At 70.5% G+C, this 25,381-nt stretch carries 25 protein-coding genes and 2 tRNA genes; 9 read left to right on the top strand and 18 right to left on the bottom strand.

What is annotated here, in order from left to right:
- The 3 genes from EXE52_RS16705 to EXE52_RS16695 form a co-directional block, all read left to right on the top strand.
- Positions 1–445: 2Fe-2S iron-sulfur cluster-binding protein (locus EXE52_RS16705; protein ID WP_137703911.1), on the top strand; the 445-nt coding region annotated here is incomplete at its 5' end.
- A gap of 105 nt (positions 446–550) precedes the next feature.
- Positions 551–889 (top strand): hypothetical protein, encoded by a 339-nt coding sequence (locus EXE52_RS16700; RefSeq protein WP_049932867.1) that lies wholly within the window; start codon positions 551–553, stop codon positions 887–889.
- 111 nt (positions 890–1,000) lie between these two features.
- A complete protein-coding gene (locus tag EXE52_RS16695; RefSeq protein WP_049932866.1) occupies positions 1,001–1,336 on the top strand; it encodes a NifU family protein in 336 nt (111 codons plus the stop codon).
- Positions 1,337–1,384: 48 nt separating this feature from the next.
- Here the strand turns inward: EXE52_RS16695 and EXE52_RS16690 are convergent, their stop codons facing one another.
- The 3 genes from EXE52_RS16690 to EXE52_RS16680 form a co-directional block, all read right to left on the bottom strand.
- Positions 1,385–5,221 (bottom strand): glycoside hydrolase family 97 catalytic domain-containing protein, encoded by a 3,837-nt coding sequence (locus tag EXE52_RS16690; RefSeq protein WP_137703912.1) that lies wholly within the window; start codon positions 5,219–5,221, stop codon positions 1,385–1,387.
- A 183-nt stretch (positions 5,222–5,404) separates the two neighbouring features.
- Entirely contained in the window at positions 5,405–6,922 is a 1,518-nt protein-coding gene (locus EXE52_RS16685) for a DUF402 domain-containing protein (protein WP_137703910.1), read from the bottom strand.
- 2 nt (positions 6,923–6,924) lie between these two features.
- Entirely contained in the window at positions 6,925–7,317 is a 393-nt protein-coding gene (locus tag EXE52_RS16680) for a hypothetical protein (RefSeq protein ID WP_137703909.1), read from the bottom strand.
- A gap of 139 nt (positions 7,318–7,456) precedes the next feature.
- On the opposite strand from EXE52_RS16680, the gene EXE52_RS16675 reads away from it, so the two are divergent.
- Positions 7,457–8,467: a PrsW family intramembrane metalloprotease gene (locus EXE52_RS16675; protein ID WP_049932863.1), complete on the top strand. Its 1,011-nt coding sequence runs from the start codon at positions 7,457–7,459 to the stop codon at positions 8,465–8,467.
- A gap of 27 nt (positions 8,468–8,494) precedes the next feature.
- On the opposite strand, the gene EXE52_RS16670 is transcribed toward EXE52_RS16675, so the two are convergent.
- The 4 genes from EXE52_RS16670 to EXE52_RS16655 form a co-directional block, all read right to left on the bottom strand.
- Positions 8,495–9,472, bottom strand: a complete 978-nt coding sequence (locus EXE52_RS16670) for an ROK family protein (protein WP_049932862.1) — start codon at positions 9,470–9,472, stop codon at positions 8,495–8,497.
- A 90-nt stretch (positions 9,473–9,562) separates the two neighbouring features.
- Positions 9,563–10,021: a universal stress protein gene (locus EXE52_RS16665; protein WP_094494884.1), complete on the bottom strand. Its 459-nt coding sequence runs from the start codon at positions 10,019–10,021 to the stop codon at positions 9,563–9,565.
- A gap of 257 nt (positions 10,022–10,278) precedes the next feature.
- Positions 10,279–10,662 carry a DUF5611 family protein gene (locus tag EXE52_RS16660; protein ID WP_049932860.1) on the bottom strand — a complete coding sequence of 128 codons (384 nt, stop codon included), beginning with the start codon at positions 10,660–10,662 and terminating at the stop codon, positions 10,279–10,281.
- 86 nt (positions 10,663–10,748) lie between these two features.
- Positions 10,749–11,861, bottom strand: coding sequence for a hypothetical protein (locus EXE52_RS16655; RefSeq protein WP_137703908.1), 1,113 nt, complete (start codon positions 11,859–11,861; stop codon positions 10,749–10,751).
- A gap of 161 nt (positions 11,862–12,022) precedes the next feature.
- Between EXE52_RS16655 and EXE52_RS16650 the strand changes: the two genes are divergently transcribed.
- Positions 12,023–12,337 carry a 2Fe-2S iron-sulfur cluster-binding protein gene (locus tag EXE52_RS16650; protein ID WP_137703907.1) on the top strand — a complete coding sequence of 105 codons (315 nt, stop codon included), beginning with the start codon at positions 12,023–12,025 and terminating at the stop codon, positions 12,335–12,337.
- A gap of 185 nt (positions 12,338–12,522) precedes the next feature.
- Here the strand turns inward: EXE52_RS16650 and EXE52_RS16645 are convergent, their stop codons facing one another.
- Positions 12,523–12,717, bottom strand: a complete 195-nt coding sequence (locus tag EXE52_RS16645; RefSeq protein WP_004599158.1) for a cold-shock protein — start codon at positions 12,715–12,717, stop codon at positions 12,523–12,525.
- Positions 12,718–12,929: 212 nt separating this feature from the next.
- Between EXE52_RS16645 and EXE52_RS16640 the strand changes: the two genes are divergently transcribed.
- Complete coding sequence (locus EXE52_RS16640) at positions 12,930–13,487, top strand: hypothetical protein (RefSeq protein ID WP_241988286.1); 558 nt, start codon at positions 12,930–12,932, stop codon at positions 13,485–13,487.
- A gap of 23 nt (positions 13,488–13,510) precedes the next feature.
- On the opposite strand, the gene EXE52_RS16635 is transcribed toward EXE52_RS16640, so the two are convergent.
- Together EXE52_RS16635 and EXE52_RS16630 are read right to left on the bottom strand one after the other, a co-directional pair.
- On the bottom strand, positions 13,511–14,506 hold the full coding sequence (locus EXE52_RS16635; protein ID WP_094494887.1) for a phosphotransferase family protein: 996 nt from the start codon (positions 14,504–14,506) through the stop codon (positions 13,511–13,513).
- Positions 14,503–15,240 (bottom strand): HAD family hydrolase, encoded by a 738-nt coding sequence (locus EXE52_RS16630; RefSeq protein ID WP_049932881.1) that lies wholly within the window; start codon positions 15,238–15,240, stop codon positions 14,503–14,505. The genes EXE52_RS16635 and EXE52_RS16630 overlap by 4 nt, the downstream gene beginning before the upstream one ends.
- A gap of 60 nt (positions 15,241–15,300) precedes the next feature.
- Here EXE52_RS16630 and EXE52_RS18615 point away from each other — a divergent pair, with 60 nt between their 5' ends.
- Positions 15,301–15,471, top strand: coding sequence for a hypothetical protein (locus EXE52_RS18615; protein ID WP_167373096.1), 171 nt, complete (start codon positions 15,301–15,303; stop codon positions 15,469–15,471).
- Positions 15,472–15,512: 41 nt separating this feature from the next.
- On the opposite strand, the gene EXE52_RS16625 is transcribed toward EXE52_RS18615, so the two are convergent.
- Positions 15,513–15,586 (bottom strand) — tRNA-Phe (locus EXE52_RS16625).
- Positions 15,587–15,804: 218 nt separating this feature from the next.
- Between EXE52_RS16625 and EXE52_RS16620 the strand changes: the two genes are divergently transcribed.
- Together EXE52_RS16620 and EXE52_RS16615 are read left to right on the top strand one after the other, a co-directional pair.
- Positions 15,805–16,413 (top strand): carbonic anhydrase, encoded by a 609-nt coding sequence (locus EXE52_RS16620; RefSeq protein WP_049932855.1) that lies wholly within the window; start codon positions 15,805–15,807, stop codon positions 16,411–16,413.
- Between the two features lie 129 nt (positions 16,414–16,542).
- Positions 16,543–17,691, top strand: a complete 1,149-nt coding sequence (locus EXE52_RS16615; RefSeq protein ID WP_394334821.1) for a DNA cytosine methyltransferase — start codon at positions 16,543–16,545, stop codon at positions 17,689–17,691.
- Positions 17,692–18,194: 503 nt separating this feature from the next.
- On the opposite strand, the gene EXE52_RS16610 is transcribed toward EXE52_RS16615, so the two are convergent.
- From EXE52_RS16610 to EXE52_RS16585, 7 genes are all read right to left on the bottom strand, one after another.
- Positions 18,195–18,265 (bottom strand) — tRNA-Pro (locus EXE52_RS16610).
- A 49-nt stretch (positions 18,266–18,314) separates the two neighbouring features.
- Positions 18,315–20,369 carry a DEAD/DEAH box helicase gene (locus EXE52_RS16605; protein WP_049932853.1) on the bottom strand — a complete coding sequence of 685 codons (2,055 nt, stop codon included), beginning with the start codon at positions 20,367–20,369 and terminating at the stop codon, positions 18,315–18,317.
- A gap of 141 nt (positions 20,370–20,510) precedes the next feature.
- Positions 20,511–21,041 carry a 50S ribosomal protein L16 gene (locus EXE52_RS16600; RefSeq protein ID WP_004599151.1) on the bottom strand — a complete coding sequence of 177 codons (531 nt, stop codon included), beginning with the start codon at positions 21,039–21,041 and terminating at the stop codon, positions 20,511–20,513.
- Positions 21,042–21,169: 128 nt separating this feature from the next.
- Positions 21,170–21,928 carry an endonuclease NucS gene (nucS, locus tag EXE52_RS16595; RefSeq protein ID WP_089308702.1) on the bottom strand — a complete coding sequence of 253 codons (759 nt, stop codon included), beginning with the start codon at positions 21,926–21,928 and terminating at the stop codon, positions 21,170–21,172.
- Positions 21,929–22,017: 89 nt separating this feature from the next.
- Positions 22,018–22,167, bottom strand: coding sequence for a hypothetical protein (locus tag EXE52_RS18610; RefSeq protein ID WP_167373095.1), 150 nt, complete (start codon positions 22,165–22,167; stop codon positions 22,018–22,020).
- Positions 22,168–22,237: 70 nt separating this feature from the next.
- Positions 22,238–23,527: an adenosylhomocysteinase gene (locus tag EXE52_RS16590; protein WP_086220818.1), complete on the bottom strand. Its 1,290-nt coding sequence runs from the start codon at positions 23,525–23,527 to the stop codon at positions 22,238–22,240.
- Positions 23,528–23,645: 118 nt separating this feature from the next.
- On the bottom strand, positions 23,646–25,118 hold the full coding sequence (locus tag EXE52_RS16585) for a DNA primase (RefSeq protein WP_137703905.1): 1,473 nt from the start codon (positions 25,116–25,118) through the stop codon (positions 23,646–23,648).
- Positions 25,119–25,381 lie beyond the last annotated feature (263 nt).

The following is a 25,381-nucleotide window of genomic DNA, read 5'->3' as shown; positions in this document are numbered from 1 at the left end:
GTTCCGGGAACTCGGTCTCGGGGACCGACGACGCGCGGTCGGCGGCGGCGGTGGCGGCGGCGCCATCCCGGCGGGCGGCGCCGAGGGCGGGGAGGGCGAGCTCGAAGAGGGCGGCACCGTCAGCTCCGGCCCCGGTGACATCCCCGAAGACGAGGTGGAGTACTACGAGGTCGAGTTCGTCAAGCAGGGCGAGACGGTCGAGCTCTCCAACGACGAGCCCATCCTCGAACAGGGCGAAGACGAGGGGTGGGACCTCCCGTACGCCTGCCGACAGGGCCAGTGCGTCTCCTGTGCCGGGCAGATCGCGGACGGCCCCTCCGAGGACTTCGTCGAGCACGACAACCAGCAGATGCTCGAAGAGGCCGAGATCGACGACGGCTACACGCTCACCTGCGTCGCGTACCCGCGCGACTCCTTCAGCATCGAGACCGGCGAGGCGCCGTAGGCCCGTTTCCTGGTCTCGACTCTCCCACCCGTTCTCGATTCCGCGCTCGTTCCCAGTCCTTCTCGCTCGCGACACCCTTTTTCGCGTCTCGGTCCAACGAGCCGTATGTCCGTCACCACGGCCCTCGTCGGGGGCGGCGGAGGCGTCGTCGTCGCGCTGATCGCCGCGGCCGTCTACCGCGACGCCGCGCGCGTCGGCGTCGACCTCGGCTCGCCGGCGGCGTGGGCCGCGCTCGTCGTGCTCACCGGCGGTGCGAGCCTCGTCACGCTACTCGCGGTTCCCGACGCGCCCCTACCCGGAGTCCTCGTGTTGACCGCGCTCGGGCCGCTGCTGTACGTGCTCGAACGCGACGACTCGCTGAACGGCGACGACCCGGCCGACCCCACGCGGCTCCCCAGCCAGTCCGGCGACGCGGCCGACTCGGGCGACGACGGGGAGCGATAGCGCGCTCGGCTGCCGCCGTTCCGTCTCATCGACGATGACACAGTTCCTTTCGACGCGCCCGACGGCTCCTAAACCGCAACTTTCCATACCGTCGGCGATGTATTGGGGGTAATGAGCGACGAGAGCGACGAGAGCCTCGCGGACCGGGTCGAGCGGTGGATGGTCGGACAGATGCCGATCATCCAGATGCACGGCGGCACGAGCGTCGTGCGCGAGGCGAACCCCGAGACCGGCGAGGTCGTCGTCGAGCTCGGCGGCACCTGCTCCGGCTGCGGTATCTCGAACATCACCGCCGACAACATCCGCCGCGACCTCATCATGGACTTCGACGAGGTCGACAACGTGACGGTGCGGACCGCCTCCTCCGGCGATCAGGGCGCCTCGACGGTCGAGGGCGGTCGCGGCGGCGAGCTCCGCCACGAGACCGACTCCGCGAACCACTTCTGAACGCGGCGGGCCGTCCCGCCGCGAGGCCTCTCGATTCCGCCGCCTCTCTTATAGCGACGTGAACGGCAGCGACGCGAGCGAATCGGGGCCGTAGTCGAGCGCGTCGGCCTGCGAGACGCCTTCCGGCGTCACGAGGTCGACGACCCGCGGCGCGTTCCCGGCCGCGCCCTTGCGCGCGCCGCCGAAGACGAAGGTCCCGGCCTCTTCGGCGACCGCGCGCAAGCTGCCGCGGTCCTCCGAGCCGACGACCGGCGCAACCTCCCAGCCAGAGATGTCGCCGCCGACCGCGGACTTCGGCACCGAGACGACGGCCGTGTTCGACTCGAAGCTCACGAACACCTCCGGCGTGCCAAGGTCTCCGCCGTCGGCGTCGGTGATCCCTTTCGCGAAGCCGCTGGCGTCGATCCGGTACTGCCACGGCGCGCCGAACTCGGCGGTGAGCCCAAGATCGTCCAGCGCGCTCGTGCGGCCGCCGTTCGCGTCGGGATCGCGCAAGTAGACGAGGAAGTAGTGCGGCGAGAAGTCGCCGCCGAACGCGTCGTAGAGGTTCTCAACCTCGAATGCGAACCGGTACTCTTTCTCGGTCTCTAAGACGCGGAATGAGCGCAGATCGAACGCGCCGTCTCGGAACGCACCGTCCGTCGGGTAGACGTACTCGCCGGGCCCGTCGTCGTCGCGCTTCGGGTCGGTCAGCTCGGCGACGACGTCGCCGGGAGCGACGGTAACCGTCTCCGCGGCGAGCTCCTCGTCGGTCTCCGGGTCGCGAACAGCGACGTCGTAGGTGCCGATCGCCGTGATCCGGTAGCCGAGTTCGACCGTCTCGTCCGTCGCGTTCGGCGGGAGCCGGACGTTGGCGAGCGCCTCGACCTCGCCGTCGACGACGATCTCGACGTTCGTGCCGCCCACGAACCCGGCGTCGTTCGACCCCGTCCCCGCGATGAACGACTCGTCGAGGTCGGCCTCCTCCGCGATCTCGATCGAGATGTCCTGTTCCGGCCGCTCGTACTCCGGGAGTCGACCGATCTCGCGGCCCCGCGCCGGACGGAACCTGACAGCAGTTCCGCCGCTCGGCGCGAGCGACGCGAGCAGCGTCGTGCTCGGGGTGACGATCGCCTCGTCGATCCGGACCCCGGTCGGGTCGGCGTCGACGCCTCCTCCGATCGCGTCCGAGTAGATCTCCGCGACGTACTTCGGGCCGTCGCGGCCGCCGCCGTTCCCGTTATTCTTCCCCTTCTGCTTCCCCTTTCCGCCACCCTTGCCGTGCCCCGGCGCGTCCCCGGACTTACCGGGTGCGAGGAAGTCGAGCGGCACGTTGACCGCGCGGCCCGCCCCGTCGGTCATGACGCCGACGTACCACTCGTTGCCGTGCCGGCGGGCGATCGCGAGGTAGTCGCCGATCGCGGCGCCGACGACGCGCGTCTCGTCCCAGCCGGCGGCCGGGACGGACTCGACGAAGGAGAACTCCGGCTTCGCGTCGAAGTTCTCGTTCTCCGGAACGTACCCCTCGTACTCGGCCGGGATCGGGGAGGGCTCGCCCGACTCGGTGACGGCGACCGCGTTGAGGTTGAATCCCCCCACGTCGCCGGTGAACCCGTCTCCGCCGTCCTCGTAGTCGAGCTCGACCGCGATCTCGGTGTCGCCCGCGTCGAGTTCCACCTCGGTCGTGAACACCCGCCAGTCGTCCCAGTAGGCGGTGAAGTCGGGTTCGATCGTCCGGCTCGCGTCGCCGACGCGGAGCGTCGCTCGCGGCCCGCCGGCGTCGATCACGCGTTGCGCGTTCTCCTCCGGCGCGCTCGCGTACCGGAGGTGGAGGTCGTATGTCCCCGGCTCCTCGACGCCGCGCACGACGTACGTCACCGACGAGCCGCTCGGTGCGCGGTTAGGGTCGACGGCGACGTGGTTCGTGCCGAACGCGTCCCGCCACGTGTCGTCGGTCACCAGCCCGTCGCGCTCGCCGGCCGCGGCTTGGAGCCCCTCGCCCACCTCGAACGTCTCGTCGACGTACCCCTCGATCCGGTCGGCGGCCATCTGGAGGCCGCTGAGGTACGTCGGGTACATCGCGAGCTGCTTGGCGCGGGTCGTCTGGACCTGGTCGCCGCGGTCGTCGCCGAAGGTCACGTCGAAGATACCCGGCTGGAAGCTCACCGGGCCGGCGAGGTTCCGCGTGAACGGGAGCGTGACGTGGTGGTCGCGGCCGACGTTCGATCCGAGCTGGCCGAACCCGTCGTACTCCTGGGCCTTCACCACCTCGCGGTTCGCCACGTTCGGGTAGGTCCGGATCTCGCCGGTCGGCTTGATCCCCTCGTGGATCTCCAGCAGCTGACGGTTCGCGGCCGCCTCACGGATCGCGAGCCGGTGGTGGTTCACCGCGAGCTGGTTGTGCTGGTTGTGGGTCGGCTCGGCGCCGTCGCCGTCGATGCCGAGCCCCGGGTCCGAGACGTACCCGTTCTTGATCGAGTTGATCCCCTCGGCCTCGTACCCCGCGAACACGTCCTCGTCGAGGATCGCGGCCTCGTACTGCGGGATGTTACCGGCCGTCTCGTTGTGGATCGTCATCTCGACGGGGTCCGGCAGCGACGCGCCGAAGTCGGTCACCTCGGGCACGTCGAAGTCCGGATAGGAGTCGCCGACGCCGAAGCCGAAGCCGGTGCCGTCCCCGGGATAGGTGTCCCACCCCTCGTTCCACCCCTCGACGAGCACGCTGTCGATCCCGTTCTCGCTCGCGAAGCGCATGTACCGCTTCATGCGCTCGGTCCGCGCACCGTGGACGTACGCGGCGGGATTTCCGTCGTTCCCGGCGATCTCGTCGTCCGACTTGTACTCCCAGTTCGCCTGCCCCGCGATCATCGTCCACCAGATGCCGACGTACTTGCGGGGCTCGATCCAGTCGGCGTCCGGCTCGCCGCCCGCGGTCGGCAGCGCCGACTCGTCGAGCGGGTCGGCGAGCAGCGGGACGAGCTGCGACTCGATCAGCTCGCCCGGCCGGTCGACGACCTGTATCGTCCGCCACGGCGTCGCCGCCGGGAGGTCGAGCGAGGCCCTCGACCCGTCGGGCAGCGGCGTGAGCTCGGTCGCGAAGGCCGTCCCCCCGTCGTCGCTGCGGGGCGCGAGCGTCGCCGCCGCGTAGTCGTCGAGGTTCGCCTCGTGGACGCTGAGGTACGCGTCGCCCGCGTCCACCGTCAGCGGCGTGTGCGCGCCGGTCCGGGTCGGCGTGTCCGTCGGCCGCGTCTCGCGGCTCCCGGCCGGTATCTCCGACAGCGGCGTCTCCGCGTACTCCTGCTCGAACCGCGGGTTGGTTACCTCGTTGCGGATCCACCAGGCGTCGTAGTCGGCCGCGAAGTCGACGCCGGTGTTCTCCGAGTCGATCACCGCCTTCTCCGAGTGGCTCGCGAACCCCTCCCCGAGGACGACCCGGAGGCCGACCCCGTCGTCGAACGCGCGCACTTGGAGGGTCGCGGTCCGCGCGTCCGCCGCGGGGGCGCCCGACCCGTCCGCGTCCCCGGCGGCGTCGGCGAGCCCGACGCTCAGGGCGCGGTACTCCGCGGACACCTCCTCGTACGCGCCCCACACCGGCTCCCACTCCTCGGTCGCCGACTCGCGCTCGGTGCCCGTAACTGTCACCGGGCCCGACTCTCCGTCGGCGCTCGCGCCGAACGACGGCTGATTCCGGAAGTCGAACCCGACCGTCGACGGTCCGACGTACGTTTCGCCGCCGCGAGCGACCTCGTAGGTCGGGGATCCGCCGGTGACGTCGACCGTGACCGCGATCGATCCGTCGGGCGACTCGACCGTCTGGACCGGGTCGTCCGCCTCGTTGTCGACTCGCGCGGCGTCGTCGGCCGACACGTCTCGCGAGTAGGCCGCGGCGGCGACCAGCGCCCCCACGCTCCCGAGGAACCCCCGCCGCGTCGCGCCGTCAAACGTTTGCTGTGATCGTTTCTCACGCATTCCGTCCGCAGCGTGTATGCGATGAATAATAATGCTATTGTAACGAATCGAAGTGATTGGATTTCGAAACGACCGAGTCGACGCGCCTCGGCGCCCGGACCGCCGCCCGCCGATCCACCTCTACAGCGCGTTCTCCAGCGCCGACGCGACGCTCCGCACCTTTTCGGCCAGCGCCTCGGGGGTGTGGCCGGCCGCGACCGACTCGGCCAGCTCCTCGTCGTCGACGCGCTCGACCGTCCCGTCGGGGTGTTTCATCACGTCGACGTGGAGGTCCACGTAGCGGGCCGCGTCGGGGAACACCTCGACGGGCGTACAGACGTTGACGTACGTCCCGCGGACCGTCCCGTCGCGGCCGCGGTACGTCGTCGGGTACCACCAGCGCCCCTCCTTCAGGCTCGTCTCGGCGACGTCGCCGGCCTCGCGGTCGACGCCGAGCCCGTCGTAGGTCCCCCCGCCGGTCATCTCGCGCTCGACGGTGACGGTCCCGTCGGCGTCGACTCCCGTCACCGTCCCCTCGCCGAGGGTGATCAGCCGGCCGTCGGGCTTCCCGTGGTCGATCCGGAGCGCGTCGCCCTCGCGCGGGCCGAACGCGTCGGCCACGACCGCGAACGGGAACTCGGCGTCGGGAGCGGGGTCGCAGAGCGCCTCCGCGAGGTCGACGCCGGCCGAGGCGTCCGCCGACCCCGCCTTCACGCGGTGGTGGCCGGGCATCGTCGCGGTCGCGGTCCGCCGCGCGTCGTCGAGTCCCGACCGGCTCTCGCGGCCGAACCAGACCCAGACGCCGGCGTTCGGCGCGGCGAGCGGGGCGTCGCGGAGCCGGCTCCGGTCGCTGACGACGCCGAGCCCGTCTCCGGTCCCGTCGTCGACTCCACTCTCGTCGTCCGCTCCGGTCGCCGCGCGTAGCCCCTCGGCGGCCTCGACGGCCGCGTCGAGGCCCGCGGTCAGCGCCTCCGTGTCGGCGTCGACGGCGGCGGGCTGCCACACCGCCCGCCAGCCCGTCGGCGGTTCGAGGTCGAGCAGGTCGAGCATCCCGGACAGCTCTCGGGCGGCCTCGTCGTCTCGGGCGTCGACCCGCGTCCCGGACCCCGGTTCGAGCGCGACGAGGTCGCCGCCGACCCGCAACTCCCCGGCGAGTTCGGGGCGACGGTCCGTCCACGGCGCGGCCGACTCGCGCACCTGGACCCGGACCGCGTCCCCCGTCTCGACCCGGGCGTCGACGGCCCCGTACGGGAGGTACCCCTCGACGGCCGCGGCGGGCGTGCCCGTCACGTCGCCGCCCTCGCCGCCGACTCGCCCGCCGCCGACTCGGAGGTCGACGACCGCGCCGCCGCCGAGCGTCTCCGTCACCTCGCCGTCGAGGACGGTCCCCGGCGGCGTCGGGTCGGGCCACGCGAGCGCGTCGCGGCCCGCGTCGGTCAGGAGATCTCGGACCGCGCCGAGCGCGCCGGCGTCGCCGTGCGCGCCGACCCCCTGCCGGTCCGCGCTCGTCCCGATCCGGACGGCCGGCGGCTCGGTCCCGAACTCGGCGTCGAACCGCCGGCGGATCGGCGGCGAGGCGTCCACCACCTCGTGGCCGGCGTCGAGCAGGCGCGCGGTGAGCGCCGTCGCGTAGATGCCGCGGACGCGGGCTCGCGCCATCGTCACAGCTCCTCGCGCTCGCGCGCGAACCGCACGCGGTCGTTCACCGTGTCGCCGAGCGAGAGTTCGACGACGACCGAGGCGCCGTCGTCGGCCTCGCGGAGGACCCGCCCGCCCTCGACCGGGACGCCCCACCCGTCGAGCGAGAGGTACCCGCGGAGGTCGCTCCCGTGGGTGAACAGGTCCACGTCGGCGCTCGCGTGCTCCTGTCTCGACGCCGCGCTGTGCGCCATCTCCATGTCCGAGTAGTACGGGTCGTCGCCGTCGAAGAACTCCCGGAGGCGGTCGGCGTCGCGGGCGACGAGTTCGGCGACTCGGTCCGAGGCGTCGGCGACGGCGTCGGCGTCCAGCCCGGCCTCCTTCAGGGCGCGCTGGACCCGCGGATCGAAGTGCATACCCGACCTTCGTCCGCCGCGGTTTCAATCCTGTCGGCCGCGGAGCGAGCGCGGTCGGTGACGCATCCCGCCCACCGCCCTCAGCGCGCCCGTCCGGTTCCGCCAATCCGTTAAGTCACCGGGGGGCGAAACGGGGGTCATGCCAAGCGACGAGGACCCGATCGCGTCTCGGGCCGACGACGACCGCGACCTCTACGACGTCGCGACGTGGGAGGAGCGCACCTCTCTCGACGGGCTGTCGGTCGCGCTGTACTGGCTCCTCACGCGCTCCGCGAAGGCCGGGGTCGTCCTCGTCGCGTTCGTCGGACTCTTGGCGATCCTCGGCTCGTTCGGACTCGGGCTCCTCTTCGACCCGGCCATCGCGGTCCTCCTCGGGCTCTCCGTGATCCCCGCTCTGGGGCTGGCCGCGTACGTGTACGTCTCGGACGTGACGACCGGCGAGCCGCTGTCGCTCCTCGTGGCGACGTTCCTCCTCTCTATCCTCACCGCGACGTTCGCGGCGATCCTGAACAGCGTGCTCCAGCCGTACTTCCGGCCGCTCGGCTTCCTCGGAATCGTCGTGTTCTTCTTCGTCGTCGTCGGCCCGATAGAGGAGTCGGTGAAGCTGCTCGCGGTGCGGCTGTACGCGTACACCGACGCCCGCTTCGACGCCGTCATCGACGGCGCCGTCTACGGCGCCATCGCGGGGCTCGGCTTCGTCGTCATCGAGAACTTCGTGTACATCGCCCAGAACGTCGACATGGCGGAGCTGACGGTCGGCATCGCGGCGCTGGGCGCCGGCGACGGCATCGCCGCGCTCCGGGCGCTCGCGGGACCGGGACACGTCGTCTACTCGGCGTTCGCGGGCTACTACCTCGGGCTCGCGAAGTTCAATCCCGGGAACCGCGGCCCGATCATCGTCAAGGGGCTCGTCCTCGCGGCGGCGATCCACGCGCTGTACAACACGCTCGTCGGTCCGGTGACCGGCGTCGCCGCGGGACTCTTCGGCCTCCCGCAGGTCCTCGCGCTGTTCGGCTTCGTCATCGTCTTCCAGGGCGCGTTCGGGTACGTCCTCCTCCGGAAGATCTGGCGGTACCGCGACGCGTACCTCGACACGCGCGACGCGGTCGGCGCCGACGTGGAACCGGAGCTCGACGAGTTCGAGCAGTAGCCCGCGGGCCGTCGTCGCCGCGCTCGGTCAGGGCGCGTTCTCGACGCGCGCCCGGTCGCCGGTCCCGCCCGTCAGCGCGCTCGCGAGGGCGCCTTTCACCACGACGTCGTCGCCGAGGTCGGTGAGCCGAACCTCCGGGACGTTGATGAACACCATCTCCGGGAGCTTCTCGCGGATCGGGTCGAGGACGCGGTCGGGGTTGTTGAGCGCGACCGCGCCGCCGACGCTCACGACGAGCGGCGCGTACGCGTGGATGATGTTGGCGATCCCCATGGCGTTCCAGTGGGCGACCTGGTCGATCACGTGGTCGGCGAAGGTGTCCTCGCCCGCCGCCTCGAACACGTCGACCGCGGAGAAGTCGGGGTCCTCGATCGGGAGGATCGTCTCGATGGGGTCCTCCTCGTGGAGCTCCCGGGCGTACTTCGGGATGTTGTTGCCCGAGCAGTACCCCTCCCAGTGGCCGTCGAGCCCGCAGCCGCAGGTCATGAACCCGTGCGGGTCGACGGTCATGTGGCCGACCTCGCCGGCGTTGCCGTCCCACCCCGAGAGGACGTTCCCGTCGACGGCGACGCCCGCGCCGATCCCCGAGGAGATGGTGAGATACACCATGTCGTCGGGGTTGCGCTCGGAGTGGAACCGCTCGCCGATGACGCCCGCGATGGTGTCGTTGTGGAGGTACACCTCGTCGGTGTCGAGCAACCGACCGACCGGCCCGACGAGCGGGATGCGCTCGACCGTGTCCGGGAGGTTCGCGGGCCCCTGGACGACCCCCTCCGCCAGATCGAGCGGACCGATGGAGCCGATCCCGGCCGCGACCGCCTCGCTCGGCGCGATTCCCGCGTCCGTACAGGCCCCGCGGACCACCTCCAACACGGCCTCGGTGACGGCGATGCCGTTCGGCCCCCGCGGCGTACCCCGCGACGCGGAGCCGAGGACCGCCGCGCTCTCGTCGCCGACGGCCGCCCGGACGTTCGTCGCCCCGAGGTCGACGCCCACGTAGTACATCGGGTGTAAGCGCGGACCCGTCTCACTTAAGCGGGACGCTTCGCGCGGTCGACCGTGAATAACAAACGGGGTCCGTACCGCGAAACCGCGTTACGACGCCGGCTCGCGGACGAAGGTGACCGGGCACGGCGCCGAGAGCATGACCTCCTGCGCGACGCTGCCGAAGACGGCCTTCCCGGTCGGCGAGCGGCGCCGCCCGCCGACCACGACGCGGTCGGCTTCGAGGCCCTCGGCCGTCTCGACGACCTCGTCCGCGAGGTCTCCCACCGCGCCCCGGACGGAGTGTCGCACGCCGGCCTCGGAGAGCGCCTCCGAGAGCTTCCGGGTGGTGGTGTGTCGCTCCGCGATGGCGTCGGGCGTCGAGCTCTCGCTCTCCGGCTCAAACCCGAGCTTCGCGCTGGTCTCGTCGAACTCCTCCCTGTCGAACACGTGGGTCAACACGACCTCGGCGTCCGCCGGCTCGGCGACGGAGATGATCTCCTCGGCGAGCCGCTCGACGCGTTTCCCGTCCTCCGATCCGACCGCCAGCACGACCGTCTCAATGCTCATACACACCGTTTCGTCCCCGTACGGCTTAAAACTGCCGGAGTTTTAACTCAAATCTGAATAAATATTCACCAGATCGATCCTGACAGTCTCACCGCCGAGTGGAGCCGATTCTCGTCGGGCGATGACGCTTCCCGTGAGGAGGCGACGACGCTTCGAGGACGGTGACAACTCTCTCGCGGGGTTCAGTCGCGCGAGCGGGACGCTAGCGGGCTCCGCGCTTTCCTCGACGGACGAGAACCGGTCGCCGCAGAAACCGCTCAGTAATCGGGGGCGTCGTCCTCGACTTCGCGCTTCAGCGAGTCGCGGCGCGACTTCGCGTCGCGCCCGGTCGCCTCCAGGAGGAAGTCGTTTTTCGCGTCGACGGCGTCCGCGGCGGCGTCGGCGTTCCCCTCCGCGATGACGTCCTCGGCGGGGCGCTCCTCGAAGTGGACCGCCAGCTTGTCCTTCTTGCTCCCGTACTCGGCGGCGCCCGCGACGATGCGCTCGAACACCGGGTTGTCGGGGTCGGCGACGACGTACAGCTCGTGCCCCTCCCACTCCTCGGTGCCGGTGACCTCGCCGAAGTACTCCTCGATCGAACCCTTCAGGTCCGGCATGCGGTCGTCCAGATGCTCGCCGCGGCGCATCTTGTACTCCTTCATGCCGCGACCGTTCGACAGGCCGGCGTAAACCAGTTTCGTCACGGCCGCTCGGCGGGTTCGGCCCGAACTGCCCGCTTCCGCTCCGCCTACCGAGGACGCTCGTCGACGTACCCGCGCTTACACTCCGGACAGATGTCTCCCGCGCGCATCGAACTCCCGTCCGCCGCCCGGACCATCCCGCACTCGGGACAGTAGTACTCCGTCGGGGCGTCGTCGCCCACCGTCTCCAACTCGGGGCTCTCGCCCCGGGTGATCCCCGTCCCGCCCTCGCCGCCGGCGTCGAACGTGGCGCCCTCGCCGTCGTCGGGCGCCTCGACGTACTCCGTCGCCGATTCCTGCTCTTCCCGCCCGTCCGCGGCCTCCGGGGTGAGCCCGCCGCCGAACTCGACGTCGGCGTCACCGCCCTCACCGACCTCCGCGCTGAACCCCTCGTCTTCGCCGCCGTGATCGGGCCACGCGGTCGCTCCGTCGGCGCCGGCGTCCTCCTCGTCGACCTCCGGCCACGCGCCCCGCTCCCGGTCGTCGGCCGGCTCCTCGTCCTCGTCGAGGATCACGCCGTCGTCGCCCTCCGCGTCCGCCTCGTCGCCCGAGGGGGCACCGGACTCGGTCTCGGCCGGGGGCGACGGCGCGGACGCCGACTCGCCGCCCGCGCCCAACACCTCCGTGTCCTCGTCCGCCGGAGCTGCTCCGTCCGGCGAGCCCGCCTCGTCCGGCGCGTTCGGACCGTCCGCCGCGCCCGTCGCCGCGTCGACGCGGTCCGCGGCCGGAGCGGCGTCGGTCGGCCCCGCCGGCTCGTCGGCCGCGGCCCCGTCGTCGAGGATCACCGCGTCGTCGCTCCCGGCTCCGGGCTCCTCGTCGAGGGTCACGCCCTCGTCCGCCGTCCCGGCGTCGGCCGCACCGACCCCTCCCGACGCCGTGCCGGGTCCGGCGCCCTCCTCGGCAGCGTCCGGGGCGTCGTCGCGCGTCGGCGCCGCGGCCGACGCGCCGGCGGTCTCGCCGCCGACGTTCGCGGCGGCCTCGTCCGCCAGCTGCTCCATCGTCGTCACTTCGGTATTCTCGCTGACGATCTGCGTCTCGCCGCAGCGAGCGCAGGTCTTCACCTCCTTGACGGTCGTGACGACCTCGTCGCCCTCCTCCTCGCGCTCGCGCTGGAGTTCGGGTTCGCCGAAGTCGTGTCCGAGCAGACACCTGAGTCCCATTGTGCCACCCTGCGGTGCCGAGGGTAAAAAACGCCCCGTCGGCGTCCGACGCTCGGCACACGAGCATTTCTGGACGTGCCGCGGTCGGCGCTCGCGGTTCCGGTCGCCGCGCCCCGCGGACACAGACTCTTTTGTGGATCGCTCGCGTACCGTGAGTCGACATGCCTACTGTATCCTACAAGGGCGAGGAAATCGAGTGCGAGAAGGGCGCCAATCTGCGCGACGTGCTCAAAGAGGCCGGTCTCTCCGTCTACAACGGCAAGATGGAACAGCTTAACTGCCGCGGTTCCGGGTCGTGCGGCTCCTGTGCGGTCCAGGTCGACGGCGAGGTCAGCGAGCCGAGCAAGAAGGAGAAGGCCCGTCTCTGGCTCCCGCCGCACCACCCGAACCACGACGTCCGCCTCTCCTGTCAGACGAAAGTCGAGGGCGACATCGAGGTGACGAAGGGCCGCGGGCTCTTCGGGCAACACATCTGAGCGCGGACGCGGTCGCTCTCATCTCTTCTCCGGGTACGACGCGCGCACGCGACGAGCGGGGCGCTCGTCGAGCGTAAAATACGACCGCGGCGGACGCGAGCCCGCGACGCGGACGAAAACGTTTGATACCGTGTGTCAGAGTCGCGTTCGGCGTCAGCCGGACCGACCCACCTTCTCGGATCGGCTTACTGCCGAACGACGTTCGTCGCGCGGGGACCCTTCTCGGAGGACTCGATGTCGAACTCGAGCTCCTGGCCCTCTTCGAGGTCCGGGCCGCCGACGTCTTCCATGTGGAAGAACACGTCGTCGTCCGCGTCGTCAGTCTCGATAAATCCGTAGCCGCCAGTGTCGTTGAAGAAATCAACCTTTCCGGTCGCCATTGCGAATAGAGAGAGGCCCTGTCGGGTCATAAGGATTGCGAGTGTACAGTTACCACGACTCTCTCTAGACGATCGTTTCCGAATAACCGAAACTTTATGAGCGAACACTGTCCGAACGACAGATTCGCGGCGCGAGCGAGACCGGATCGTGTCGTTCTTCGGCGCCCCACCGGACGCCGACGTTTATATTCCTCGGCGCGGAAGCGACCAACGTGTCACACGAGTACCAAGCGGACGGCCCCGCCCTCACGCTCCGCGAGAACGGCCCCGCGCTGCTGGTCCCCGCGGCGTGGGGCGTCGCCGCGGCGACGGTCCTCGGTGCGGTCTCCCTCCACGCGCTGTTCGTCGCGCACGTCGTCATGAGCGCCCTGCTCGTCGCCTTCGTCGTCGCCTCGTGGCGCGACATGGCGACGGGAGTCCTCCGCGCGTGGAAGCTGGTGATCCTCGCGGGGATCCCGGTCACGCTCGCGGGCGTCCTCGGGTTCCTCGCACGCGACGGGGCCGGGCTCGCGGCCGCGCTCCCGACCGGCGCGCTCCTCGCCGTCGCCTTCTACGGCTGGATGCTCCTGCCCGCGCCGGCGTTCGTCTACACGGGGCTTCGCGACGCGACGGCCCCGCGCTCGACCGTCCACCACGCCGCGGCCGCGTGTTCGGTCGTGGGCGCGGTCGTCGCCGCGTTCGCCGGCTCCGCGGCGGGGACGGTCGCGGGCATCGCGCTCGTCGGCCTCGGCCAGACCGCCGGCATCCTCGCGGCCACGGCGCTGTACTGACCGGCGCCTCGTCTCGGAGTGGTCTATCCGGGTCCGTTGTCCAGCGCGCGCCGAAGCGCCCGTCGGTGGAACTCGACCGCCGCGTCGCGGTCGACCGGCGGGTAGCGCGGGTTCGTCACCACGCCCTCGCCGTCGACGACCGCGCTCGCGACGGCCGCGGCGCGGTGGGCACGCTCGACGCGCGGGAGCGGCGCGACGGATTCGTAGCCGTCGCGGAACGCCCGCCTGAGCGGCCCGGTCTCGGCCGCCGGCACGTACCAGTCGACGACGAGGTGTTCGGTCTTCGCGACCGACACGCCACGCGGGGCGGCCAGCGGCGCCTCCCAGTCGAGGACGGCCGTCACCGCGCCGTCCGCGACGAGGGCGTTCCCCGGGCGGAAGTCCCACGGGAACAGCCGCGGATCGGTGTCGGACGCGGTCGACTCCCGGAACGCGTCCCGAAGCCGAGCGCGGAGCCCGTCGAACTCCTCGGGGAGCCGGTCGGCGTGTCGCTCCCCGAACTCCCGGAGCCACTCGTCGGCGCCGACCGGATCGCGGACGGACAGCGACGCGTCGCGTCCGAGGACCGACTCCGCGTCGATCGCTCCGCCGCCCGCCGCGCCGTCGACCGCGAGCCGCCCGCACCCCGAGAACCGAAACGCCTCGTGGAGCGCCGCGAGCCAGCGGCCGAACGCCCGCGCGACCCCCCGCCGGTCCGCCGGACCGAGGTCGACGAACGCCTCGTGGAGGTCGCGGCCGTCGACCAGCGGCGTCACGAACCACCCCGTCCCGTCGGCGACGCCCTCGCCGAGCGGCCGGGGAACTGGCACGTCCGTCCGATCGCCGATCGCCGTCAGCAGCGCCGCCTCGGTCCGGGTCGCGGCCGGCGTTTCGGAGCGTTGGACGACCACCGGCGCGGCGCTCTCGAATCGCACCACCTCCGTCCGCTTGCGGTTCCCCCGCCCGAGCGGTTCGACGCTCGCGACCGTCGCCCCCGGTCTCGCCTTGGCGAGGGCGCGACCCCTGACCGCGTCGCTCACCGACTCTCCTCCGGCTCGGTCGCCGCTGCTTCGCCTCCGGGCTCGCGGCCGTCGGCTCCGCGCCCCTCGGCCAGCAGGTCCGCGATCTCCGCTAACGAGTCGACGACGTGGTCCGGCCCGTACGCGCCGGGCGCGTCGTCGGGACTCGCGCGGAGCCACGCGGACCGGAGCCCGGCGTTGTGCGCGCCCGCGACGTCGTACGACAGCGAGTTCCCGACGTACAGCGTCTCTTCGGCATCGACCGACAGCGCCGCGGTCAGCCGCTCGAACGGTTCCGCGTGCGGCTTCCGGCGGGGCAGGTCCCCGGCGTACACGATCGCGTCGACGAGGTCGTCCAACCCGAGCGCCTCGATCTTCGCCCGCTGTCGGTCCTCGGGACCGTTCGTGAGCACGCCCACGGGACCCGCCGCCGCCGCGGCCGCCAGCGCCTCGGTCGCGCCCGGCAGGTACGCCACCCGCGACTCGTCCGCGACCGCCTCGAACGCCGCCGCGAGCGCGACGGGGTCCACGTCTCTCCCGTGTTGCGCCGCCAACCGCGCGAACCCCGCGCCGAGGTAGCCGACGCGATCGTCGGGGTCCGGCGGGCCGTCGAGGAGGGGCCACAGCTCCTCCGGCTCGCCGAACGGCTCCACGCCCGCCTCCTCGAACGCCCGGCGGTAGAGGGCGTCCACGTCGTGGTCGTGGCGGCACAGCGTGTCGTCGAGGTCGAACGCCACCGCCGCGAACCGGCTCATGGACGATCGGAGGCGCCGCGCGGCGAAGTCGGTTTCGCCGAGGCGCCCGTACGCCCGGCGATGACCGATCCCGACGACACCCACGACTGCGAGACCTGCGGCGCGAGCGTCGCCGCCGCGGACGCGCGCCGGTCCGAGCCGTTCGGCGATCTGGATCCCGACACCTGGCAGACGCTGAACTGCCCGCACTGCGGCGACCGCCTCGCGACCGTCCTCGTCGACGACGAGTGACCCGCGGTCGTCCGCTCGCTGTCGCTCGCGGGTTCAGAATATGCCGCCTCCCCGATTTGAACGGGGGACAGCTCGATCTTCAGTCGAGTGCTCTCCCAGTCTGAGCTAAGGCGGCTCGCACTCACATCAATGCCGATTCGGGACAAAAGGATTTCGAAAGGCCGCGGGCGGACCGCCTCGGTCGACGCCTCGGCCCGCCCGCGTCGGTCGAATCCGGATCGACCGATCTGCCACGCGTCCTCGATATCGGACGATATCGCCGCCGATCCGCGTCGACGGCGGGGATCTCGGTTTTCGCAACGATCCCCTTTCTCCCACCCCTCCGATCGAGCGATGCCATCGCACGACCACGCCGACCACGACGCGCACCACGAACATCTCGACGCCGCGGTCGACGAGCGCGACGACTGGGCGCGCCGCCGCCGGAAAGGGATCCCGACCGATAAGAACCTCCTCGTCGTCGCCTGTATGGACGAGCGAATCCCGATCGAGGAGGCGCTCGGCATCGACCTCGGCGACGCGCAGGTGTTCCGCAACGCCGGCGGGAAGGTGACCGACGACGTGATCCGGTCGGCCGCGCTCACGACGAACTTCTTCGACACCGACGAGATCGTCGTTATCAACCACACCGACTGCGGGATGATGAGCGCGCCCGACGAGGCGATCCGCGAGGGGCTCGAAGCCGAGACGGGCGACATCGACGCCGCGGACCTCGACCCGTCGCTGCCGGAGCTCACGATCGGCGACGCCGACCTCCTCGACTGGGTGAAGATGACCGACGACATCGACGCGGCCTGCGCCGCGCAGGTCGAGTACCTCCGCGAGTCCGCGTTCATCCCGGACGACACCACCGTCTCCGGCTACGTCTACGAGGTCGAGTCCGGCGAGCTCCGCCGCCCCGACGAGCGGATCGCCGAGGAGATCAGCGAGCGGCGGGCCTGACGCCGGACGACGACGCGCCGGCCGCCAGCGAACCTGCCGTCCCGGCCTGAGGTGTGACGCTTTTATGCGCCCGCGGTGAATCGAGGCACGAAATGGATCGAGCACGCGTGTCCCCGCATCGCCGAGGTGATCCCGGTGGGCGCTGACGCCGACGCTGACGCGCCGGTGGTCGCCGGCTTCTTCTCCGGCTGCGGCGGCCTCGACTTGGGATTCGAGCGGGCGGGCTTCGACGTGGCCCTCGGGAGCGACCAGTGGGAGCCCGCGGCGGAGACGTACCGACGGAACTTCGCCGACACCGAGTTCCTCGAAGGGGACGTGCGCGAACTTGACGCCCCGGCGATCCGCGAGGCGGCCGCGGGCGCGGGCTACGACCCTGACGGCGTCGACGTGGTGATCGGCGGGCCGCCCTGTCAGGGGTTCAGCCGGCTCAACAACGAGCAGATCGAGCTCGACGAGATGGAGAAGGACCGCCGGAACACGCTGTTCGAGGAGTTCCTCCGGGTCGTCTCCGTCCTCGAACCACAGTTGGTGTTGATGGAGAACGTCCGCGACCTGATCAACCGCCAGACCAGTGACGACCGGTACGTGAAAGACCTCATCGTCGACGAGTTCGCGGCGCACGGCTACAAGTGCGAGTACCGAGTGCTGGAGGCCGAACAGTACGGCGTCCCCCAGAAGCGCCGCCGGATCTTCTTCATGGGCACCAATCGCGACGTGCCGATCCGCTTTCCTGAGCCGACGACGCCCGAGGGGCACTGGCGCACCGCCGGCGAGGCGCTCGCGGACGCGACCGACGACCTCCCGAACATGACGTACGCCGACACCGGCGAGAAGACGCTCGAACGCATCCGTCACGTTCCCCCGGGCGGTTACTACCGCGACCTCCCCGACCGCCTGAAGACGAAGAAGTACCAGTGCGACTGCGAGGACACCGACACCTGCCCGCACGAGCCGGAGATCGTCAAGCGGTACGGGACGTACCTCCGCCGGCTCGACCCCGAGGAGCCGTCGCTGACGGTGAGCACGAACGTCTTCATCCACCCCAGTGAGGACCGGTACCTCACGCCCCGCGAGATGGCTCGGCTCCAGACGTTCCCCGACGAGTTCGTCTTCGAGGGGACGAAGACCGACGTGATGAAACAGATCGGCAACGCCGTCCCGGTCCGGCTCGGCGAGGAGCTGGCGACGCAGCTGCTGGAGTACTACCCCGAGATCCGGGACGCGCCCCCCGCCGACCCCGACGTGTACGAACAGCAGTCGCTGACTGACTTGGCCTGAGATCGTTTTTAAATAGTGATCGGTGGTGCGGTGCGGAATTTCAAAATCCTGGCGGTCTATTTATAAACAGGCGCCGGTGGATCAGTGGTGAACACCTCCAAAGTCCCAGCCGGGAGGCGGGCGCACGCTCGCTGCGCTCCTCGTCACTCCGTTCGCTCCCTCGCTGCGGTGCTTGCGTCACCTGCGCCCGCCTCCCGGCTGCCCTTTTGAGTCCCACCCCGCACCGCGACCGCACCTCACACCTCCCCAGCCTCGTCAGTCGCCTCCGCTTCGCTCCGGTGACTGACTCCCTCGCGCGTGCTGCTCGGCCGCGGGGCGGCCTCGCAGGCACGCGCCACCGCCTCTTATTTGTAAATAGTCGCCACTGCTCACGGATTGTTCGCAACAGCAGAATGGGACCGCCCGGATTCGAACCTCGGTCGTTCCGCTCGCGCTGCTCGCTCCACTCCCTGCTTCGAATCCGTTCCACCGCCGCTGCTCGCGAATTGCTCGCAGCGGCAGAATGGGACCGCCCGGATTCGAACCGGGGTCACGAGCACCCAAGGCTCGGAGTATACCACTAACCCACGGTCCCGTACTCCTACGTACCCCGAAGAGCCGCTAAAGGGTTTCGTTGCGCGTCGTCACTCCTCGTCGTCGCGCCGTTCGAGGTCGGCGACGATGTCGTACGGGTCGGTCCCCTTCCGGACCGAGTCGAGGATGAAGAACGCCTCGTCGGGCGCGAGGAAGTGCCGCGTCACCCCGCGGCCGAGCGGCGTCGGCTCGAAGCCGTCGATGAAGTTCCACTCCAGCAGCTTCCCGAGCGCGTGCTTGGTGGGGACCTCGCCGATCATCCGGTCGTTGAGCCGCTTCGCCTTCTTGCCGGCGACGACGACGTTCGCGAGCGTCTCCTCGGCGGCCGCGGTCTCGTCGTAGTGCGTCGCCACGTCCTCCATCTCGCCTTTCAGCAGGGTGAACGCCACCTCGTCCTCCGTGCGGTCCATCGACCCGTGGTAGACGCCGTCCGGCTCGACGAGGAGGTAGACTCGGCCGCGGTCGTGGTAGTCCGGGCGTCCGGCGCGCCCGAGCATCTGCGAGAACTCCTGGACGGAGAGCCACTCGATCCCCATCGCCAGCGAGTCGAAGATCACCTGTGAGGCGGGGAAGTCGACGCCGGCCGCCAGCGCCGCGGTGGTGACGACCGCCGAGAGGTCCTGATTCCCGAACATGCGCTCGACCTTCTTCCGGCGCCCGTAGTCGAGGCCGGCGTGGTACGGCGCGGAGTCGTACCGGAGCTTGCGGCTGATCTCGTGACAGCGCCGCCGCGAGTTGGTGAAGATGATCGTCTGCCCGCGGTACCCCTTCGACGACTTCGTGTCGAACTCGCGTTTCACGAGCTTGTCGGCGATCTGGGCCTTCTCACGGCTGTCAGCGAAGGTGACGTGGCGCTCGATGGGGACCGGGCGCTCCTCGTACTCGATGAGCGTCGCGCGGAGCTTCTCCGCGAGCCACTCCGGGTTCCCGACGGTCGCCGAGAGGTAGACGAACTGCGTCCCGTCGTAGCCCGCGCGGGTCTCCATCCGGTCCTCGCTGTAGTACTTCAGCCGGGAGATGAGCCCGTCGAGCCGGTGGCCGCGCTCGCCCTCCTTCAGCGTGTGGACCTCGTCGATGACGACCGTCCCCACGTCGCCGAGGTCCTTGCCCGTCCGGAGCGCGTGGTCGATCCCCTCGTAGGTGCCGACAATCACGTCGGCGTTCGGGTCGAAGCGGTTGCCGTCGTCGTTCACCCGCGAGGAGCCGACCCGGATGGAGACGTCGAGCAGGTCGCCGTAGCGGTCCTCGAAGTCCTCGTGCTTCTGGTTGGCGAGCGCGACGAGCGGGACCAAGAAGAGCAGCTTCCCGTCCCCCTTCAGCGCGCGGTCGATCCCGGTCAGCTCGCCGACGAGCGTCTTCCCCGTCGCCGTGGCGCTCACCACGAGCTGGTCGTCGCCGTCGAGCAGGCCGTTCCGCACGGAGAGACTCTGGACCGGCAGTAGCTCCTCGAAGCGGCCTTGGAGGTGCGAAGAGAGGTCCGGATGGAGGTCCAAGTCCTCGGTCCGGACCGGGGAGACGTCGTCGACGTTCGCCGACACCTCGTCGTACTTCGTGAGGTCGGGGTCGAGTCCGCCCTGAAGGAGACTCACGATCCGGTCGAGGTCGCCCGACTCGTACAGCAGCTCCTCCAATCGCTCCTCGGCCGCGCCCGTGAACTCCCCTTTGTACGACAGCTCCCGCTCTAACTCCCGGCGGGCGCAGTCCCGACAGATCAGCTCGCCGTTGTGGTCGATGGCGTCCTCGCTCGTGATCGGCCCGTAGCGCCCGTCGCTCGCGCAGCGCCGGCAGGTCCGGACCGCCGTCGCCTCCAGCTGGTAGCCGTCGAGCATCTCCTTCAGCCGCGTCCGGTTCTCCGGCGAGGTCTGCTCGGAGATGCGGATCCGACCCGCCGCCCGCGCGAGGTCGACGAACTCGTCCGGCTGGCGGGGGTGGTCCTCCCCGTCGCGGATCACCCGGAACTTCCCCGGGCGCGGGCCCGCGGAGGTCTCCTTGAGTTCGAGCCGCCCGCGGAGCACGCGCTTGCCGTCGCGGTTCGCGACGACGGTGTAGTCGCTCCGCGCCTCGTGGAGGAACAGCGTCTCGACCTCGGCCAGCTGCTGTGACACTGCCGTGCGGTACGCGAGCGAGGTATTTCAGGTGTTCGGCTCGGGGATCGGAACCGGTTCGGAGACACGCGGCGCCGCGGCTACGTCACGCGAACGCGCGGAGAAAAACCCGCCTCACGGACGGGGTCGGGGTCGAGGGGTCTACGAGACGAGCAGCTTCTCGCCGCGGTCGACCGTGATCCGGCACGGCGGGGAGAGCTTGTTGTACGCGCGGCGGAACGCCTCCTTCACGACGGAGGCCTGCTCGACGTCGCAGTAGGCGGTGAACACGACGTCGTCCTTGTTGAGCCGCGCGGCGGTGCCGACGGGCTTGCCGAACGCCTGGCGCATCCCGTCGGAGACGCGGTCCGCGCCGGCGCCGGTCGCCTGCTTGTTCTCTCGGATGACCTGGTGGGGGAACTTGCGGAGGGTCATCTTGTAGTTGCCCTCGCCGAGCTCCTTGATCAGGTGGCGGTTCGCCGAGAGGCGCGCGCTCTCAAGCGACCCGTGTCGAACCTGGAGCTCCTCCTCGACGCGGAGGCTGATCTGGACGGGGTAGTCGTCCGGCTCCGCGGAGAGGTCGCCCATGTTGTGCTGGGCGATCTTCGAGCCGGGGATACCCGTGATGTACTCGCGGCGGGTGTACGACGGCTTGTCGATCGTCCGATACATAGAGGCGGGTTTGTCAGACATGGCTACTTGTCCGATGTAGCCCGCGCTGCGGCGATAAACCCTTCGATAGCGAGGCGTCCGCCGCGGCTCCTCGGGGAGTCAGCGCCGGCGATCCGCCGGATTGCGGTCTGCGTTGACACGCCGCCCGCTCACTCCTCCGGCGTCGGTTCGAGCGCGACGTGGTCGAAGCCGCGCTCCGCGAGCCGCTCCGCGGCGCGGTCGGTGACCGACGGGGCGACTAAGATCCCGCGCACCTCCGGCGAGTCCGCGTCGTCGGTCTCGCCGTCGTTCGCCTCGATCCCCAACTCCTCGCGGAGCGCCCGGACGTACCGCGCGAGCTGTCCCACGGCGTCCGGACCGACCCGGCGGCGCTTCAGCTCGACGACGACCGGCGTGCCGTCGGCGTCGACGCCGAAGACGTCCATCGGACCGGCGCTGGACGGGCGTTCGGTCTCGCGGGGATCGAACCCGGGCTCGACGAGGTCGGGGCGCTCCAAGATTCGGGTCCGGAGGTCCTCCTCGCTCCCGTGGAGCGTGAGGTCGCGGCCGCCGGTCACGGCCATCGCGGAGAGCTGGTCGACGGCCGCGAAGCGGACGGTCAGGGTCTCGTCGGGGTTGCTCCGCGTCGAGCGCACGCGCAGCCGTCCCTCGCGCACCGCGGCGCGGTGTTCCGACCCCGGCGGCTGCCAGTTGACGGGTTGCCGCCCCTCGTCGGTGTGGACGAGGGCGGCGCCGTCGGGCTTCAACACGAGCAGGCGGTCGCCGGCGCCCAGGTCCGAGGCCGCACGCCCCTCGTAGCTGACCGTACAGCGGCCGAAGACGCTGATCAGGTCGCCGCGCTCGAAGGCGTCCTCCAGCTCCCAGAGGGCCTCGCGGTGGCTCGGGTCGTGGACGCTCGTGACTGTCACTGGCTCTCGTAAGCGGTCCCGGGGGAAAAAAGACGCGAGCCGGGGCCGGTCGTCACCGTTCGGCGAGGCGACGCGCCGTTCGCCTCGCCTCAGTCGCCGCGCCGCGACACGACGATGCCGGCGACGAAGAGGACCGCGCCGAGCGCGAACGCGGCGACGCGAAGCGTCGTGTCGGAGACGAGGATTCCGGCCAACACCGAGACACCGAATCCGGAGTGTAACACCGCGGTGAGATTCATACGTCCGGTACGGTCGCGCGGCACAAAAGCGGGTCGAACCGGCGGGCTCGGCGGTCGCCGTCCGGCCGGATCAGGTCCCGTGTTCCCAGCTCCCCATGTACTCGCGCTGCTCGTCGCTGAGGTCGTCGTACTCGACGCCCTCGGCGGCGAGCTTGATGTCCGCCACCTCGCGATCGAGCTCGTCGGGCACGTCGTGGACGCCGGCGTCGTACGCGTCGCCGTTGGCGGCGAGCTCGCGGACGACGACCGCCTGAACGCCGAAGCTCTGGTCCATCACCTCGACCGGGTGGCCTAAGGCGATGGGCGCGGCGAGGTTGACGAGGCGGCCCTCCGCGATGACGTTGAGCACGCGGCCGTCGGGCATCTCGAACCCCTCGACGCCGTCGCGGACCTCGTAGCGGTCCACGGCGAGGTCGTCGAGGTCGTCGAGGTTCACCTCCACGTCGAAGTGGCCGGCGTTCGCGAGCAGGACGCCGTCGCTCATCTCCGCGAAGTGCTCACGGGTGATCACGTCGCGGTTGCCCGTCGTCGTGATGAACACGTCGCCCTTCGCGGCGGCCTCCTCCATGGGGAGCACCTCGTACCCCTCCATGTGCGCTTCGAGCGCCTTCCGCGGGTCGACCTCGCAGACGATGACGTTCGCGTTCTGCCCGGACGCCTTCTTGGCGACGCCCTTCCCGCACTGGCCGTAGCCACCGACGACGACGTTCTTCCCGGCCCACGAGAGGTTCGTCGTCATCGCGATGGTCGCGAGCGACGACTCGCCCGTGCCGTGGACGTTGTCGAACAGCTGCTTCATCGGCGTGTCGTTGACGGCGAAGACGGGGTAGTGGAGCTCGCCGTCGGCGTCCATCGCGCGCAGGCGGTCGACGCCCGTGGTCGTCTCCTCGGCGCCGCCGACGATGGAGTCGATCAGGTCGGGGTACTCCTCGTGGACGAGTTTCACCATGTCCATCCCGTCGTCGACGGTGACGGTCGGCTCGTGGGCGATGCAGGCGTGCATCGCGTCGTAGTACTCGTCGTCGTCGACGCCCCGCACGGCGTAGGAGGTGATCGACTCGTGGTCGTCGAGCGCGGCCGACACGTCGTCGTGCGTCGAGAGGGGGTTACACCCGGTGATCGCGACCTCGGCGCCGCCCTCGGCGAGCAGTTCGACGAGGTTCGCCGTCTTCGCCTCGACGTGCATCGCCATCGCGATGGTCTCGCCCGCGAGCGGCTGCTCGTCGACGAACTCCTCGCGGAGCGCGTTCAATATCGGCATGTGCTGGAGCGCCCAGTCCATCTTCCGGCGGCCCTCTTCCCGGGCCGCATCGACGTCGGAGAGGTGCTGTGACACCGGCGGATACGCGGTTTCGCTCATACCTCTCGGTTCGCTCACGGCGCACTAAACCCTGCCGACACCGGAGTGCGTCCGCAAAATGAGAGTCGGTCTCGGCGACCGTCGCCCGCGTTACCGAACCGAACTGCGGACCGCGTCGTCAGTTCCCGTCCGGGCCGCCCGCGTGGTCCGGCGGTCCGCCCTCGCCGTCGTCATCGTCGGCTTCCTCGTCCGCTTCGTCTTCGTCAGCGTCCTCGTCGGCTTCCGTTTCCTCCTCGTCGGCGTCGTCTTCAGCCTCGTCTTCCGCGCTCTCCTCGTCCTCTTCGTCTTCCGCGCTCTCCTCGTCCTCTTCGTCTTCCGCGCTCTCCTCGTCCTCTTCGTCCTCGTCGGCGTCCTCGCCCTCTTCGTCGGCGTCGTCGTCTTCAGCGTCACCCTCGGTCTCCTCGGCATCGTCGCCGTCCTCCTCGCGGTCGGGGCCGGCGTCGGACGGCGGGCCGCGCTCGTCGTCATCCTCACCGTCGGGACCGGCGTGATCGGGCGCGTTACCGGGCGCGTCGGTCTCGTTCCCGGCGTCGTCGCCATCGTCCGCGTCGTCCGGACCGCCGGGGCCGCCCGCGTGGTCCGGGGCGTTACCGGGGTTGTTCTCCGTCACGAAGTCGGAGACCGCGCCACCGATGCCGCCCTCGCGGTCCTCGATGTCCTCGATGAACTCCCGGACGAGCTGGCCGAACGGCTGCCCCTCGGCCTCGTCCTCGTCGCCGACGGTGAGGTCGACGGTCGTCGAGACGCTCTCGCCCTCGTACGCGGCGGTCACCTCGACCGTGACGTTCTCCTCGGCGGCCGGGAGGCCGACGGTTCCGTCTTCGTCCGTCTCGTACTCGCCCGCGCCGGCGTAGGTGGCGTTCTCGTCGACGGTCGCGACGGTCACCGAGGCGTTCTCGACCGCGGTGCCGTTGTCGGTGACCGTGACGACGGGCTCGCCGTCGGTGTCGTCGACGGCCACTTCGAGGCCGTCGGGCGCCTCGATGTCGACCGTCTCCGAGGCGCTCTCGTTGTCGTATTCGGCCGTGACGTTCACCGTCACGTCCTCCTCGGCGGCCGGCAGCGTCACCGTGCCGTTCGCGTCGGTCTCGTACTCGCCCGCGCCGGCGTAGGAGGCGTTCTCGTCGACGGCCGTGACGTTCACCGAGGCGTTCTCGACCGGGTCGTCGTCGTTCGTCACTGTGACGACGGGCTCGCTCTCGGCGTTCTCCACGTCGAGTTCGAGGCCGTCGGGCGCTTCGAGGTCGACCGTCGTCGAGGCGGTGTCGTCGCCCGCGGCGGCGGTCACCGCGACGGTGACGTCCTCCTCGGCGGCGGGAAGGTCGACCGTGCCGTTCGCGTCGGTCTCGTACTCGCCGGTCCCCGCGTACGACGCGTTCTCGTCGCCATCGTCGACGACGCTCACGACGACCGTCGCGTTCTCGACCGCGGTGTCGTTCTCGGTCACCGTGACCGTCGGTTCGCCGTCCGCGTCGTCGACGGCCACTTCGAGGCCGCCGTCGGCGGCCGCGACGCCCGTCGCCGCGACGCCCGTCACGGCGCCGAGCGCGACGACCGCGGCCAGTAGGATCGCTCTCGTGCGTTCGCTCATGTCCACTCGGGTCCAGTCCCCCTTTCCGTATAAAAAGCGAAGTCGCTTAACGCGGTTTAATCCGGTTTGTATCCGGGTTAACGGCGCTGCTGCGTCTGTTTTGGTTGATCGCCGTTAACGCGAGTATCTCGGTCGTGATCCCCCCGAGTTCGCCCCCGATTCGGCTCGGTCGTCGCTCGCGCGCGACACGTTTCTCCGGTCGTATTCCGAGTCGCTCCCGCAGAGAACACGCCCAAAGCCCCCGTGGCTGCCCCTTTGAATCC

The organism is Halorubrum sp. CGM4_25_10-8A, assembly GCF_005435025.1.
Taxonomy (GTDB): Archaea; Halobacteriota; Halobacteria; order Halobacteriales; family Haloferacaceae; genus Halorubrum; species Halorubrum ezzemoulense.
The sequence above is the reverse complement of the archived record's forward strand: the minus strand, read 5'-3'. Positions and strand labels throughout refer to the sequence as shown.